This window comes from Pantoea graminicola (assembly GCF_048452665.1).
Taxonomy (GTDB): domain Bacteria; phylum Pseudomonadota; class Gammaproteobacteria; order Enterobacterales; family Enterobacteriaceae; genus Pantoea.
Window position 1 is genome coordinate 180961 of sequence record NZ_JBLWSJ010000009.1, and the last position, 13843, is coordinate 194803.

13 protein-coding genes and 1 riboswitch are annotated in these 13843 nt (G+C 58.6%); of the genes, 7 read left to right on the forward strand and 6 right to left on the reverse strand.

The window, feature by feature from the left end; all coding sequences use genetic code 11:
- Positions 1-84: 84 nt before the first annotated feature.
- Positions 85-1251, reverse strand: coding sequence for an HD-GYP domain-containing protein (locus ACNY69_RS18950; RefSeq protein ID WP_111139308.1), 1167 nt, complete (start codon positions 1249-1251; stop codon positions 85-87).
- Positions 1252-1504: 253 nt separating this feature from the next.
- On the opposite strand from ACNY69_RS18950, the gene ACNY69_RS18955 reads away from it, so the two are divergent.
- Positions 1505-2515, forward strand: coding sequence for a hypothetical protein (locus tag ACNY69_RS18955; protein ID WP_418799546.1), 1011 nt, complete (start codon positions 1505-1507; stop codon positions 2513-2515).
- A 499-nt stretch (positions 2516-3014) separates the two neighbouring features.
- Here ACNY69_RS18955 and ACNY69_RS18960 read toward each other — a convergent pair whose 3' ends face one another.
- Entirely contained in the window at positions 3015-3515 is a 501-nt protein-coding gene (locus ACNY69_RS18960) for a GNAT family N-acetyltransferase (protein WP_111139310.1), read from the reverse strand.
- Positions 3516-3587: 72 nt separating this feature from the next.
- Here ACNY69_RS18960 and ACNY69_RS18965 point away from each other — a divergent pair, with 72 nt between their 5' ends.
- Positions 3588-5420, forward strand: coding sequence for an ABC transporter ATP-binding protein (locus ACNY69_RS18965; RefSeq protein ID WP_367395911.1), 1833 nt, complete (start codon positions 3588-3590; stop codon positions 5418-5420).
- On the opposite strand, the gene ACNY69_RS18970 is transcribed toward ACNY69_RS18965, so the two are convergent.
- Positions 5417-6541: a GNAT family N-acetyltransferase gene (locus ACNY69_RS18970; RefSeq protein ID WP_293773182.1), complete on the reverse strand. Its 1125-nt coding sequence runs from the start codon at positions 6539-6541 to the stop codon at positions 5417-5419. The two genes, ACNY69_RS18965 and ACNY69_RS18970, sit on opposite strands and share 4 nt — an antisense overlap.
- A gap of 141 nt (positions 6542-6682) precedes the next feature.
- Here ACNY69_RS18970 and ACNY69_RS18975 point away from each other — a divergent pair, with 141 nt between their 5' ends.
- The 3 genes from ACNY69_RS18975 to ACNY69_RS18985 all read left to right on the forward strand — a co-directional run bounded on the left by ACNY69_RS18975 (position 6683) and on the right by ACNY69_RS18985 (position 9244).
- Complete coding sequence (locus ACNY69_RS18975; RefSeq protein ID WP_111139313.1) at positions 6683-7588, forward strand: LysR family transcriptional regulator; 906 nt, start codon at positions 6683-6685, stop codon at positions 7586-7588.
- Between the two features lie 98 nt (positions 7589-7686).
- On the forward strand, positions 7687-8628 hold the full coding sequence (locus ACNY69_RS18980; RefSeq protein WP_418799551.1) for a glutathione S-transferase family protein: 942 nt from the start codon (positions 7687-7689) through the stop codon (positions 8626-8628).
- A gap of 10 nt (positions 8629-8638) precedes the next feature.
- Positions 8639-9244: an alpha/beta hydrolase gene (locus tag ACNY69_RS18985; RefSeq protein ID WP_293773178.1), complete on the forward strand. Its 606-nt coding sequence runs from the start codon at positions 8639-8641 to the stop codon at positions 9242-9244.
- On the opposite strand, the gene ACNY69_RS18990 is transcribed toward ACNY69_RS18985, so the two are convergent.
- The gene (locus ACNY69_RS18990; protein ID WP_418799554.1) at positions 9241-10056 is read right to left on the reverse strand and encodes a sugar phosphate isomerase/epimerase family protein; all 816 of its coding nucleotides are present in this window, start codon (positions 10054-10056) and stop codon (positions 9241-9243) included. The genes ACNY69_RS18985 and ACNY69_RS18990 overlap by 4 nt on opposite strands.
- Positions 10057-10164: 108 nt before the next feature.
- Positions 10165-10542: a fluoride efflux transporter CrcB gene (gene crcB / locus ACNY69_RS18995; RefSeq protein WP_111142119.1), complete on the reverse strand. Its 378-nt coding sequence runs from the start codon at positions 10540-10542 to the stop codon at positions 10165-10167.
- An 87-nt stretch (positions 10543-10629) separates the two neighbouring features.
- Positions 10630-10705, reverse strand: a riboswitch (Fluoride riboswitch).
- 117 nt (positions 10706-10822) lie between these two features.
- Between crcB and ACNY69_RS19000 the strand changes: the two genes are divergently transcribed.
- Complete coding sequence (locus tag ACNY69_RS19000; RefSeq protein WP_418799557.1) at positions 10823-11737, forward strand: nucleoside hydrolase; 915 nt, start codon at positions 10823-10825, stop codon at positions 11735-11737.
- A gap of 6 nt (positions 11738-11743) precedes the next feature.
- Here ACNY69_RS19000 and ACNY69_RS19005 read toward each other — a convergent pair whose 3' ends face one another.
- Complete coding sequence (locus tag ACNY69_RS19005; protein WP_111142121.1) at positions 11744-12772, reverse strand: zinc-binding alcohol dehydrogenase family protein; 1029 nt, start codon at positions 12770-12772, stop codon at positions 11744-11746.
- A 137-nt stretch (positions 12773-12909) separates the two neighbouring features.
- Between ACNY69_RS19005 and ACNY69_RS19010 the strand changes: the two genes are divergently transcribed.
- On the forward strand, positions 12910-13812 hold the full coding sequence (locus ACNY69_RS19010; protein WP_418799560.1) for a GntR family transcriptional regulator: 903 nt from the start codon (positions 12910-12912) through the stop codon (positions 13810-13812).
- The last annotated feature ends 31 nt before the right edge of the window (positions 13813-13843 follow it).

Genomic DNA, 13843 nt, shown 5'->3' on the forward strand with positions numbered 1-13843 from the left:
ATGGCTTAGCTTGCGCGGCGGCGTATAAAGAAGGGGTTAAAATGCAGCGGGCGGGCGTAAAAATAGTGTAAAAATGGCGAAAAATCAGGCGACTTCCAGCGCCCAGATGCGGTTCAGATCGACGTTGCTCCAGAGCGTGCTGTCTTCAGCGCCCACAATGCTGTCGGTGCAGAAACTGTCACCCAGGTCGAGCTCCTCTGGTTTCACCTCACGCTGAGCATGCAGCGACCAGAAGACATGCACACAGGGACGCATCAGCGACTTTTCACCCGCTTTCACCACCAGCGCCACCCGGCCGGAGGCCAGACGCACCAGCGAGCCCACCGGATAGATGCCGATAGTGCGGATAAAGGTGTGCAGCAGGCCCGGATCGAAGTGGCCACGCCAGCTCAGCATCTGATGCATCGCCTCTGCCGGTGTCCAGCCGTTACGGTAGGCGCGGGTCGAGGTCACGGCATCATAGACGTCACACACCGCCGACATGCGGGCGTAGAGCGAAATCGCCTCACCTTTCAGCCCATGCGGATAGCCGCTGCCATCATATTTTTCATGATGATGCAGGGCGATATCGATCAGATCGCTGTCGGCGTCGCACTCGATCAGGATCTGCGCGCCCACCACCGGATGCTGACGCATCACTCTCAGCTCCTCTTCCTCCAGCCTGCCGGCTTTATTCAGGATCGCCAGCGGCACGGCGGCTTTACCGACGTCATGCAGTAAACCGCCCATGCCAACCCGGCGCAATGCACGCTCCTCCAGACCCAGTTTTTTACCCAGCGCAATCATGAGTCCGCAGACCGCCATCGAATGCAGATAGGTATAGTCATCATGATTTTTAAGCCGTGCCACGCTGAGCATGGCGGAGGGTTCACGCGTAATGGAACCGGCGATCTCATCCACCAGCTCCATCATGTAATCCAGCTTCAGGCTGTTGCCCAGCCGGGCCTCATTGAACATCGCCTGTATTTTGGGTTTGCCCTGCTGAAAGATCTGCTGTGCCTGATCCAGCTCCTGAAAAAATGGCGTCCGGGCGACAGGTTTCGTGGCGTTCGGGGTCGCGATCGGCGCCTGCACCGATCGATCGAGATCGATCCAGAGCTGACGGATCCCTTCATTGCGTAACAGGTCAATTTGTCGTGGATCGGCGATCAGCATCTGATTATGAATGCGCTGGTCTTTTATCCACCAGACTTCCAGCTTGTGGATAAACATACCCGGACGCAGTTCATCGATAGTAATCAGCTTTATCACGCTATCACTCCTTACTCTCTGCGGGTGGTAAGGTGATATCGGCAGCTGGACAAATTTTCTTCAGGCTGTTTTATGCGAAGCAGGTGGCCGGTTGTGTGGTCAGAGGAGCGCGCGGCGACGGCGCTGCTTATAGCGGGCGATTTTTTTGCCAGGCACTCCGGAATTACTTATATTTGTCAGCAGGACGTTTACTAAACAGTGGTACTGAAAAGTCTGCCCTTATCCACTGTTTTCAACGATGGAGAAAGGAATCATGGCGCAGCCTTCAGCTCCCGGATATTGCATTGTAGAACGCCCCGGAACACTGGAATATCAGGCGCGGGAATTGTTCAGAAATACCCGTTCACCGGCCACCAGCCTGTTTATGACACTGAATGCGGATACACCCTATCTCAAACCAGGGCAAATCCTTATTGTGGCAGATCCTGAAGCACCAGACTCGCTTAACAGACAGCTCCTGATGAATCTCAGACAGGCAAAGAGTAAAACTAATGCAGCATTGGTTGGCGTGAACGGCGATGACGCAGGCTTTATGCAAAAACATTATGGAATGATTGCGGCATTAACGGGGGCCGGAGATAAAATTTTTAGCACAGCAGGCGATGCCGGTGAAAAATATTTTAATGCCATTGAGCAAATCCTGAGAAAAATTGAAGCCAGCTACCAGAATCAGTTTCGCACACAGGGGGCCCTGATCGGCCAGCAGTTTTATACAGAACGCAATCAGCTACTGCATCAACTAAAAGAACTGGTCAATAAGCCGCTATTAAAATCCCTTGCGCGGCATACTGCCAAATTCAAACAGTATGACAATATGAAGCGGGCATTAAATCTCTCCTCCCGTTCGATTGTTCATGAGTGGTCCACTTCTGGAATAGGCGGTATTCCGGGATATTCATACTATGTCGGCAATGCGGCCAGAGCCGCGCGTTATTTAAAACGGGGTGGATTGATCGGGATTGGTTTCTCCTTTGCAGCAACGACTAATGATGTGATGCAGGCCTGCAGCAAAGGGCGCGAGGAAGAGTGTGAAAAAATTGCTGTCAGAAGCTATTCAAAATTCGCCATTACCACTGGCGGTGGAATGCTGGGGGGTGTATGGGGTAGCTCTGCTGCATTAGCTGGCTGTGCAGCAATTGGCATAGCAACAGCGGGCGCTGGCGGGGTTGCATGTGCAGTTGTAGGATCTGTTGCCGGTGGATATGCTGTCAGCTCAGGTGTCGATGCTATACTTAATAAAGTCTTAGAATATTATGATCAATAATAAATTTCTGGCCGATACATCGTTATTTTTTGGTGGATTAGGCTGCTGCCTTTTACTGCTGTCACTTGTAATTTATTTATTTAAGAGGCAGGATTATTATAATCTGGTCTCCTCTTACAGAGAGAAACACACTTTACCAGGTCCATGCGCCTTTTATTATATGACAGGCTTCTTTGGCGTTTTTCCGCTCTTACAATTCTTCATAAAATTGAGCAAAAAAAAGAAAATAAAATTCGTCGCTCGCACCGATCCCGGTTACGATTTCTTTGACGAAGAAAAAAACAAGATCCATACGTGGATGAAAATTTATTCTTTTCTGTGGTTCGCCGCAACAGTGTGTTATATCCTCTTTGCTGTTTCCGGGCTACTTCTATCTTAAATTCTGTGCAGGCATCAGTAAGAAAGCCTGCACAGATATTTTAAAAAGCCGTTAATCCTGAAAGGTAACTAAAAAAAGCCAGTGGTTTAATGCGGAGCGGCAGCGCCGCCGCTCCGTTTCTCATTTCTCGTGCAGCAGCTTCGCCATGATCACCACATCACGTAACTGACCATCGCGCAGGGCAGCCTCACGCATTACCCCTTCCCGCTCGAAGCCCAGCCGCTCATAGAGCCGCAGCGCCCGGTCGTTATCGTGAAATACCTCCAGCTCCATGCGGGTAATGCCCAGCCAGTTGCGGGCATAGTCGAGCGCGGTGCGGATCAGACGCTCACCAACGCCGCGTCCGGCAAAATCGGGATGCACACCCAGTCCGAAGCTGATGCAGTGACGGGTGCGCGGCTTGTTATTCACAAACAGCGTCAGCTCACCGGCCAGCGCGCCCTCGATCTCTGCAACGAAAGCGATAAACCCTTCGGCATCCATTCTGTCGAATTTTTTCTCCCAGGTGGCCACGCTGGGAAACGGCAGTTGCAGCGTCCAGGGATAGACATCGGGATGACTGTATAGCCGTTGATAGGCCGCTGCGTCCTGCGGTTCCCGTGCCCGAATGGTGATTTCCATATTTTCTCCTTTTAGCTCAACTGGGTTCATGCACTAAGCTGTAGCTCTTTACCGGACGGAAAGAGTATCGCTATGTTGTATCGCCGTTTTGAACGCTTTATCAATATTTTTCATGACGCGCCTACCGATTCGCCCCCTTCAACGGTCTGGTCGTTCTACTTCTACTATCTGCGGCAGGTCTGGCCGAGCTTTGCGGCCCTGCTGGTGGTGGGCCTGGCGTCAGCCCTGATCGAAGTGTCGCTGTTCAGCTATCTGAGCCGCATTATCGATATGGTCAATCACTCCACGCCCGCGACCCTGTTCCGGGATAACTGGCCGCTGCTGCTGTGGATGGCGGCGGTGGCGCTGATCCTGCGGCCGCTGTTTATCGGTCTGCATGACATGCTGGTTCACCAGAGCATCAGCCCCGGCATGACCAGCATGATCCGCTGGCAGCATCATAATTACGTGCTGCGCCAGAGCCTCAACTTCTTCCAGAGCGACTTTGCCGGGCGTATTGCGCAGCGCATTATGCAGACCGGTAATTCACTGCGCGACTCGGCGGTGCAGCTGGTGGACGCCATCTGGCATGTTCTGATCTACGCCGTCACCTCGCTGGTCCTCTTTGCCGGTGCCGACTGGCGACTGATGATCCCGCTGATTCTGTGGATGGTCGCCTACAGCGCCTCGCTGCGCTTCTTTGTGCCGCGCGTCAAGGCGCGCTCGGTGATCTCCTCGGAGGCCCGTTCCAGGCTAATGGGGACGATCGTGGATGGCTACACCAATATCGCCACCATCAAACTGTTTGCGCACAGCGACCTGGAACGTCAGTACGCCCGCCAGGCGATTCAGGAGCAGACCGATAAAACCCAGTACGCCAGCCGCATGGTCACCAGCATGGATCTGACGCTCTCGGCCCTGAACGGGCTGCTGATTGTCTCCACCTCCGGGCTGGCGCTGTGGCTGTGGAGCCAGTCGTTAATCAGCGTCGGCGCGATTGCGCTGGCAACCGGCCTGGTGATCCGCCTGGTCAACATGTCCGGCTGGATTATGTGGGTGGTCAATGGCATCTTCGAGAATATCGGCATGGTGCAGGATGGGCTGGAGACCATCGCGCAGCCGCTGAGCGTGCAGGATGCGCCACAGGCGACACAGCTTAAGGTCACGCGCGGCAATATCCGTTTTGAGGATGTGCGCTTCGATTATGGCGGCGGCCGTCAGGTAATCGACGGGTTTAACCTCGACATTAAACCTGGCGAGAAGATCGGTCTGATCGGGCCGTCGGGCGCCGGGAAATCGACGCTGGTTAACCTGCTGCTGCGGCTCTATGACCTGAACAGCGGGCGCATTGTGATCGACGATCAGGACATCGCCTCCGTGACGCAGGAGAGCCTGCGCAGTCAGATTGGCATGATCACCCAGGACACCTCGCTGCTGCACCGCTCCATCCGCGAAAACCTGCTCTACGGACGTCCTGACGCCAGCGATGAGGCGCTGCAACTGGCGATGAAACGCGCCCGCGCCGATGAGTTTATTCCGTTGCTCTCCGACTCGCAGGGCCGCACCGGGCTGGACGCGCACGTCGGCGAACGCGGCGTGAAACTGTCAGGCGGTCAGCGTCAGCGCGTGGCGATAGCCCGTGTGCTGCTGAAGGATGCGCCGATTCTGATCATGGACGAAGCGACCTCGGCGCTCGACTCTGAAGTGGAAGCGGCCATTCAGGAGAGCCTGGAGTCGTTAATGCAGGGCAAAACCGTGATCGCCATTGCACACCGCCTCTCCACCATTGCGAAGATGGATCGGCTGGTGGTGCTGGATAAAGGCGGCATTGCCGAGATGGGCAGCCATCACGAACTGCTGGCAAAAAACGGCCTCTACGCCCGGCTCTGGCAGCATCAGACCGGAGGATTTGTCGGCGTCGATTAATCGCCGCGTCGATAGGGCAAGGCGTCGCGGGCTTCTTCCGCCCAGCCGCGCACGCCTTCCCGCTCCTGCACCAGAAAATCAGCGACAGCATCACGCAGGCCGGGATGCAGCAGATAGTGCCAGGAGCGAGTGATCTGCGGCTCAAAGCCGCGCACCAGCTTGTGTTCACCCTGCGCACCCGCATCGAACCGCGTCAGCCCTTCCTCAATCGCCAGCTCCATTCCCTGATAGAAACAGGTTTCGAAGTGCAGCCGGTCAAACTCCGCCAGGCAGCCCCAGTAGCGGCCGTAGAGCGTCTCGCTGTCCCGCAGATAAAAAGCCATCGCCGCCGGTTGCTGCTGTAAGCGGGCAATGACTACCACTATGTTCTGCGGCATCCGTTCCGCCAGCAGGCTGAAAAAGTCGCGCGTCAGATAGGGCCGCTGACCACGCACTGCATAGGTGTTGGCGTAACAGGTGTAGACAAAATCCCACTGATCTTCGCGTAACTGGTCGCCGCGATAGCGGTCAAACACAAAGCCGCTCTGCGCCACCTGTTCGCGCTCTTTTCGCAGCTGTTTGCGCTTGCGCGACATCAGCGTATCCAGGAAATCCTGAAAATCGCGGTAGCCGCGATTGTGCCAGTGATACTGACAGCCGAGCCGCGACAGCCAGTCGGGCTGATCGGCCAGCAGCTGGTCAGCCTGTGCATCGGTGAAGTTGATATGCGCCCCGCTCAGGCCATGCTGCAGCAGGCTTGCCGGCAGGGCCGACAGCAGTTGTGCGGCGGCCGCAGGCTCCCCCAGCAGGCGCGCGCCGCTGACCGGGCTGAAGGGGATCGCCCCCAGCCATTTCGGGTAGTAGCGGATACCGGCGCGCTGGCTGGCATCCGCCCAGGCGTGATCGAAGACATACTCACCCTGCGAATGGTATTTCTGGTAGCCCGGCAGCGCGGCGCGGGTGACGCCCTTTTCCTGCCACAGCAGATGATCGGGCTGCCAGCCTGACTCAGGCCGGACGCTGCCGCTCTGCTCTAAGGTGAGCAGAAAGGCGTGGCGCAAAAAGGGCTGGTCATCGGGCAACAGTGCATCCCACTCGGCGGCCGGGATGGCTGCCAGTGACGTCAGGTGAATCAGCGACATGAAATACTCCAGACAGCGTCGGGCAGAGCGTCAGTCAAGCAGGTTTTCCGCCGCGGCGAAAGGGTTAAGGCACACAAAGTGAAGGCTGCATCCCCTGCACACAGCCTTTATACTGCGACTTTACCTCTACAGGGCTTCGCGATGGATCGACTCGATTGTGACCGGATGTTTGTCACGGTGCTGGAAACCGGCAGCTTTTCAGCGGCGGCGCTGCGTCTTGGCACCAGCAGCAGTCAGGCCTCCAAGCTGGTATCGAAGCTGGAGCAGCAGCTCGGTGTGCAGCTGTTCAAGCGCAGCACGCGCGCCCTGTCGCCGACCGATGTTGGCCGCAGCTACTATGAGCGGGTAAAACACCTGCTGGATGCCTTTGAGACGCTGGATGCCAGCGTGCGCGAAAGTGCCACCACCCCCACCGGCAGGCTGAAGATCAGCGCCCCCGGCTCCTTCGGCACGGCGGTGCTCTCGCAGGTGCTGGTCGCCTTTGCGCGGCGCTATCCGCTGATTGAACTGGATGTCAGCTTTTCCGATCGGGCGGTCAACATCGTCGATGAGGGCTTCGATATGGCGATCCGGATCGGCAACCTCAGCGACAGCAGCCTGGTGGCCCGCAAGCTGGGCGAGGTGCATGTGCGCATCGCCGCCTCGCCGGTCTATCTTGAACAGTTCGGCACCCCGCAGCACTGGCGTGACATGGCGCAGCACCAGTGCGTTATCGACACCAATTTTCGCGATCCCTGGCACTGGCCGTTCAGCGGCGGTGATGACAACCGCGAGATCGTCACGGTGCCGGTCCGGGGCCGTCTGCGCTTCGCCAATACGGAGGCCTGCCTGCAGGCGGCGGTCGCGGGTCTGGGGATTGCGCGCCTGCCCGGTTTTATCGCGGCCCCTGCGCTGCAGCGTGGCGAAATTGTCCGCCTGCTGGAGAACTTCGACACCCCGCCATTGGGCCTGTTTGCGGTCTATCCACCCGCCCGCCATCTGGCCCATCGGGCGCGCCTGCTCATCGACTTCCTGGTCACCCACTTCACCCGCCATCCGCCCGCGTGATTTCTTCCATAATGGAATAAATGATTGTCTTTGTGACCGGATTATCAGCCGTTTAGTCATCAGTTAAGCTGCGGCTCAAATCACAGAGGAGTCGCGCGATGTTAGTAGAAGGCAAATGGAGTAGTGACTGGCATCCGGTGCAGGCTACCGATAACCAGGGCGGTTTTGTTCATCAGGCGTCCGGTTTCCGGCACTTTATCAGCAGCGATGGCTCCACGGAATTTGCTGCCGAACCCGACCGCTACCATCTCTATGTGGCACTGATCTGCCCGTGGGCGTCACGCGCCCTGATCGCCCGTAAACTCAAAGGGCTGGCGTCGCTGATTAGCGTCACCGTCGTCGAGCCACAGCTCGGCGCGCAGGGCTGGCGCTTCGGCAACTATACTGGCGCACAGCCCGATCCGCTGAATAACGCGCAATACCTGCATGAGATCTACACCCGCGCTGCGCCCGATTACACAGGCCGCGCCACCGTGCCGGTGCTGTGGGACAAGAAAACCGGCACCATCGTCAGCAACGAATCGGCGGACATTGTGCGCATGTTTAACAGCGGCTTTGGCGATCTGGCCGACAACCGCATCGACCTCTATCCGGCGGCGCTGCGTGCGGAGATTGATGCGCTGAACGAGAGCCTCTATCCGCGTCTCAACAATGGTGTTTACCGTGCGGGCTTTGCCACCACGCCGGTGAGCTATCAGGCGGCGTTCAGTGACGTCTTCAGCCAGCTCGATGAACTGGAAGCCCTGCTGAGCGATGGTCGCACCTTCCTGCTGGGTGAGCGGCTGACGGAAACCGATATCCGGCTGTTCGTCACCCTGATCCGCTTTGACGCAGCCTATCATGGCCTGTTCAAATGCAATCTGCGGCGGATACGCGACTACACGCTGCTGAATCGCTATCTTAAGAGCGTGCTGTCGGTTTCTGGCATACGCGAAACGGTCAATATCGACCATATCAAACAGGGTTACTATTCAATCAAGGCGCTGAATCCGAACGGGATTGTTCCGGCAGGCCCCGATCTGAGTGAATACGGTTTTTAAAGGAGCAACGATGGCAAAGGCACTGGTGATTTTTCTGCATGGCGTGGGCAGCAACGGCGACGATCTGGCGCCGATTGGCCGTCACTGGGCGACGCTGTTGCCGGATGTGGTGTTTGCCTCACCCGATGCCCCGGAACCTTTTCCCGTTGGCCTGGGTTATCAATGGTTCAGCCTGACGGACGTGACGCCGGAGAACCGGCCGGGCCGGGTGCGGGCGGCACGGGCGGCGTTTGACGCGACGCTGAGCAGGGTTATGGCGCAGCACGGCTTTGCCGACCGCTGGCAGGATGTGGTGCTGGTGGGCTTCTCCCAGGGGTCGATTATGGCGCTGGATGCGCTGGCCTCCGGCCGTTATCCGCTGGCGGGCGTGGTCGCCTTTTCCGGCCGTCTGGCGGTTGACGGCGAACTGACGCCGCAGGCTCATCTGCCTGCGCTGCTGATCCACGGTCAGGCCGATGAGGTGATCCCGTGGCAGGAGAGCGAATCCGCCGCTGCCCGGCTCCGGGCCGCCGCGGTGCCGGTCGAGGCGCGTTTTGAACCCGCGACCGGCCACACCATCTCCGCCCAGGGCGCGATGCACGCCGCCGCGTTTATCGCGCAGTGCTTACAGGATTAACCCCAGCAGCGGGTTAACGCCTGCCAGGCCCTGCTGGCCGCGACGTCGGGCGGCAGGCGTTTCAGGGCATCATTAAAGACTTCAATGCCTACCGGCCCCTGATAGCCCGCGCTTTTCAGCTTATCCACGAAGCATTCAACGTCGATAATCCCCTCGCCGGGCAGCAGGCGCTGGTGCTTCGCCATCGCCATCAGGCTCTGCTTATCCTGCGCGGGAACGGCGGCCATATCGCAGAGCTGCACTTCATAGATGCGATCGGCGGGAATACCGTCGAGCTGCGATGCGTCACCACCCCGCGCGCAGATATGAAAGAGATCGACCACCAGCCCGATATTGGGCTGCTCGAGCCGCTGCAGCCGCTGCCAGGCCAGCGGCAGCGTGTTATCTACGCTGCACCAGGCCATGGGTTCATACATGATGCGCATATTGTGACGCGCAGCTTCCGACGCCATCCAGCGCAGGTCATCATCAATCTGATCGGCGCAGCAATCTTCGCGGGTCGTGGCTGGCGCCTGAATGGTGTCGCAGCCCAGCGCCTGAGCCATCTGAATAAACTGACGCAGCTCTTCGCGCTTCTGCGCGCGCAGTTCACCGGGCGCACCACTGAAATCACGCAGCACCTGAAGATTGGTAAAACCTGGCCCCTGCCGGGCGGCGATCTCCGCCAGCGCCGCCGCGCCGCCACTGCACGCCTCAACATCTTCGCGCCAGATCTCAACCTGATCGAAACCGGCGTTTCGCGCCGCCTGCAGCTTCTGACTGGGTTCACCGCTCAACAGCACCAGGTTAAGGAAGGTCGGTTGGGTTCGCATGGCTCTGCTCCTTCGTCCGGAATAATCGGCGAGTTCAGGTGACGCGCAACCTGCGCGTCACCTGAATCCTTCCCGATCTCTGGCGCGTCGCGGCCCGCTGACCTGCGGTCAGCTCAGCAGCGTCACCAGCGCAAAACCGGCAAACGCCATCAGCAGCGAGCCAATCACATGCACCAGCGCACTGGCCATCGCCCAGAGATACTTCCCTGATTGTAGCAAGCCCATTAATTCTGCCGTGAAAGAGGAGAAAGTCGTCAGCCCGCCGCACAGGCCGGTGACGATCAGCAGTTTCCAGACCGGGTCGATATCGGGATGGCGGACAAACCAGGCCATCGCCCCGCCGATCACCAGACCGCCGATCAGATTCACCAGCAGGGTGCCGGGCGGCAGATTAGGGAAGAGCGCATTAAAGCGCACCGAGAAGAACCAGCGCAGCACACAGCCAGCCGAGCCGCCGATCATCACAGCCAGTAAAGGTTTCAACATATTCTGCTCCTGATTGCAGATTCACGCCGGGCTGAGGGGAAAGGCAAAGTTAAACAGCGCCTGACACCTCAGCTCCCGCGAAAGGATTGAGTGTCAGGCGTCATCAGCCGGTGTTTAGCTCACCGGCGGTTGGGAAAGGTGGCACGCCATCACCTTGCGCCGCTGATAATACGACGCCCGTCTGCGGCTGGCAAGCGGGCGCTCTGGACGGCTGAATCACTTGACGCCTGCGCGTCTGACGGGGTAATGCTGATGCTTTACAGCCTGTTGCGGAGACCCCATGCGTACCCTGATTTTTGACACTGATATCGGCGTGGATGACGCCTTTGCGCTGGCTTACGCGGCGCGGACGCAGCATCTGCTGGGAATTACCACGGTATTCGGTAATGTGCCGGTGGGTCAGGCGGTGAAAAACGCCCGGCTGTTCTGCGGGAAAATGGCGATTGAGGCGGAGGTTTACCGCGGCTGTTCACGACCGCTGGCACCCTCTGCCCCCGCCGCACTGCACGGTCAGGACGGGCTGGGCGATGCCTTTGAAAATGAGTACAGCGATCGGGCACCGGGCGCGGTGCAGTTTATTATCGACAGCGTTCGGGCGCAGCCGCATCAGATCACACTGGTGGCGATAGGGCCGCTGACCAATATCGCCACGGCCATCAATCAGGCGCCGGATATCATTCCGCTGGTGAAGGAGCTGGTGATTATGGGCGGTGCCTTTGGCACCGATGGCCACAGCGGCAACGTGACCCCCTTCAGTGAATTTAATATCTGGAAAGATCCGCACGCCGCCGATCAGGTGCTGACGTCGGCGCTGAAGGTGGTGGTGATCCCGCTGGATGTCACGCATAAGGTGTTAATCAGCGGTGAAGAGGTGCAGCGCCTGAATCAGCCGGTGCTGAGTGCGATCTGTCGCCCTTATCTGGCTTACAGCCTGGCGAAAGAGGGCTTCAGCGGCATGGCGCTGCACGATACCCTGGCGGTGGCGTGGCTGACACTGCCCCAGGCCTTCACCCTCACCGACAGCCCGCTGCGGGTCATCACGGAGGGGATCGCCTGCGGCCAGACGGTGCGTAAACTGAGCGCGCTGGCCTCGCGCCAGGATCCGTTTGCCGGTCTGCCCGCCCAGCGTGTCGCGCTCGGGGTGGATGCTGACGCGGTGCGGGCGCACTTCTTTGCGACCCTGACCGCGCCCTGAAGTCCGTTAGCGATCGAAATGAATCACGCCTTTAATCAGTTCGCGGTTGTTAATCACCTGCGCTTCAAAGGTCTGATCCAGCGTGGAGAAGGCCAGATGGTGATTGAGCATCATGTCGGCGCGTAACTGGCCACTGGCCATCAGCGCACACACCCGGTCGAAATCCTCGCGGGTGGCGTTGCGGCTGCCCATCAGTGTGGTCTCTTTCTTGTGAAACTCACTGTCCGGGATCACCAGATCGCCTTTATGCAGGCCGACATAGACGATGGTGCCGCCGTGCCGCATCAGGTTAACCGCATTGTTCATCGCGGCCGGATTGCCGGTAGCGTCGATCACCTTCAGCGCCAGCCGGCCGCCAAACTGGTCGCGCAGCGCCGTGGTAAAGGTCACCTCAGCCGGATCGAGTGCGGCCAGGCCAAGTCGATCGGCGACATGCTGACGACGAAATGCGCTGGTGTCGGCTACCACTACCTGTGCGCCGCTGGCGGCCGCAATCGCGGCAACGCCCAGTCCGATCGGCCCGGCACCGACTACCAGCACCTGCTCATCCGCCGCCACCGCCGCACGCCGCACCGCATGGGCGCTGATAGCAAACGGCTCAATCAGTGCGGCCGCCTCCGGTGCCACCTCATCCACCGCCAGTAATGTACTGACCGGCACGCTCAGGTAGTCGCAGAAGCCGCCATCCTGATGCACGCCTATCACGGAAATCTGCTCACAGCAGTTGGTCCGGCCGCTCTGGCAGGCGTCACACTGCAGGCAGGAGATATAGGGCATGAGCGCCACCCGCTGGCCTGGCTGAACACCCTCTGCGTCACTGCCCAGCGCCACCACTTCCGCACAGATTTCGTGACCCAGCACGCGGGGATAGCTGAAAAATGGCTGATTGCCGGACCAGGCATGAATATCCGTGCCGCAGATCCCGGCGGTCAGGATCTTAATCAGCGCCTCGCCTGCGGCGGGTGTCGGCAGGTCGCGGCTGGCCCATACCATTCTGCGGGGTTCTGCGATGAGCAGTGCTTTCATTGTTGTCATGATGATTCTCCGGTTGTCCTGCAGGCAGTTAGGGCGAATCCGTCAGGCCGCGCAGCGTTGATCGGCGGGAACTGTGAAGCACGACGATTTTTTTGGGCTTTGAATGGTTTTTAATGCATAAAAAACCGGAGGGTGCGATGAGCCGCAGCCAGAATTTGCGTCAGAACGTCATTAACCAGATGCTTGAGAGCATTGCGCAGCATCACATCCGTTCTCCCCTGCCACCGCAGGCGGCGCTGGCCGAAATGTTCAATATCAGCCGGACCACAGTGCGCCATACCCTGCACTATCTGCATCAGCGTGGCGTACTCGACAAGGTGGATCAGACTTATGTGATCGTACGCGAACCGCGCGAAGATGACCGCTTCAGCGCCTTAACGCCGCCGATTGAGCAGCAGGCCAGCCACGTCGAGCAGATGTTTTTTAACCTGATTAACCAGCGGCAACTGGTGCCCGGCGATACCTTCAGCGAGCTGCAACTGGCGCAGCAGGTCAACGTCAGTCCGGTGGTCGTTCGCGAGTTTCTGCTGCGTTTTATGCGCTATGACCTGCTGGAACCGGTCCGGCGGGGTCAGTGGCGGATGAAAAAATTCACTCAGGATTACGCCGAGAAGCTGTTTGAACTGCGCGAGATGCTGGAAACCCACGCCCTGAGCCGCTTCCTGAATCTGCCCGCCGGCGATGAGCGCTGGGTGCAGGCGCGGGATCTGCTGGATCGTCATCGATCGATGCGCGACACCATCGCCAGCAACTACCGCCACTTTGCCGCGCTCGATCGGCAGATGCACTCGCTGATCCTGTCTGCCGCCAGCAACCCGTTTTTCAACCAGTCGCTGGAGATTATCTCGGTAATCTTTCACTCGCATTATCAGTGGGATGAGAGCGATCTGAAGCAGCGCAACATCGTGGCGCTGGAGGAGCATATGGCGATTCTGACCGCGCTGATTGGCCGTCAGGATATCGACGCGCTCTGTGCCTTACACAGCCATCTGGCGACCGCCAAGACCTCTATGGTGCGCTCCATCAGTCAGTACAATTAAAAACCGATTAAAAACCGCAAAGCATTAGCTT

Excerpts from the sequence above, each read along its gene's own strand:
- ACNY69_RS18955 (WP_418799546.1), top strand. The coding sequence starts at position 1,505 with ATGGCGCAGCCTTCAGCTCCCGGATATTGCATTGTAGAACGCCCCGGA.
- ACNY69_RS18960 (WP_111139310.1), bottom strand. The coding sequence starts at position 3,515 with ATGGAAATCACCATTCGGGCACGGGAACCGCAGGACGCAGCGGCCTAT.
- ACNY69_RS18965 (WP_367395911.1), top strand. The coding sequence starts at position 3,588 with ATGTTGTATCGCCGTTTTGAACGCTTTATCAATATTTTTCATGACGCG.
- ACNY69_RS18970 (WP_293773182.1), bottom strand. The coding sequence starts at position 6,541 with ATGTCGCTGATTCACCTGACGTCACTGGCAGCCATCCCGGCCGCCGAG.
- ACNY69_RS18975 (WP_111139313.1), top strand. The coding sequence starts at position 6,683 with ATGGATCGACTCGATTGTGACCGGATGTTTGTCACGGTGCTGGAAACC.
- ACNY69_RS18980 (WP_418799551.1), top strand. The coding sequence starts at position 7,687 with ATGTTAGTAGAAGGCAAATGGAGTAGTGACTGGCATCCGGTGCAGGCT.
- ACNY69_RS18985 (WP_293773178.1), top strand. The coding sequence starts at position 8,639 with ATGGCAAAGGCACTGGTGATTTTTCTGCATGGCGTGGGCAGCAACGGC.
- ACNY69_RS18990 (WP_418799554.1), bottom strand. The coding sequence starts at position 10,056 with ATGCGAACCCAACCGACCTTCCTTAACCTGGTGCTGTTGAGCGGTGAA.
- crcB (WP_111142119.1), bottom strand. The coding sequence starts at position 10,542 with ATGTTGAAACCTTTACTGGCTGTGATGATCGGCGGCTCGGCTGGCTGT.
- ACNY69_RS19000 (WP_418799557.1), top strand. The coding sequence starts at position 10,823 with ATGCGTACCCTGATTTTTGACACTGATATCGGCGTGGATGACGCCTTT.
- ACNY69_RS19005 (WP_111142121.1), bottom strand. The coding sequence starts at position 12,772 with ATGACAACAATGAAAGCACTGCTCATCGCAGAACCCCGCAGAATGGTA.
- ACNY69_RS19010 (WP_418799560.1), top strand. The coding sequence starts at position 12,910 with ATGAGCCGCAGCCAGAATTTGCGTCAGAACGTCATTAACCAGATGCTT.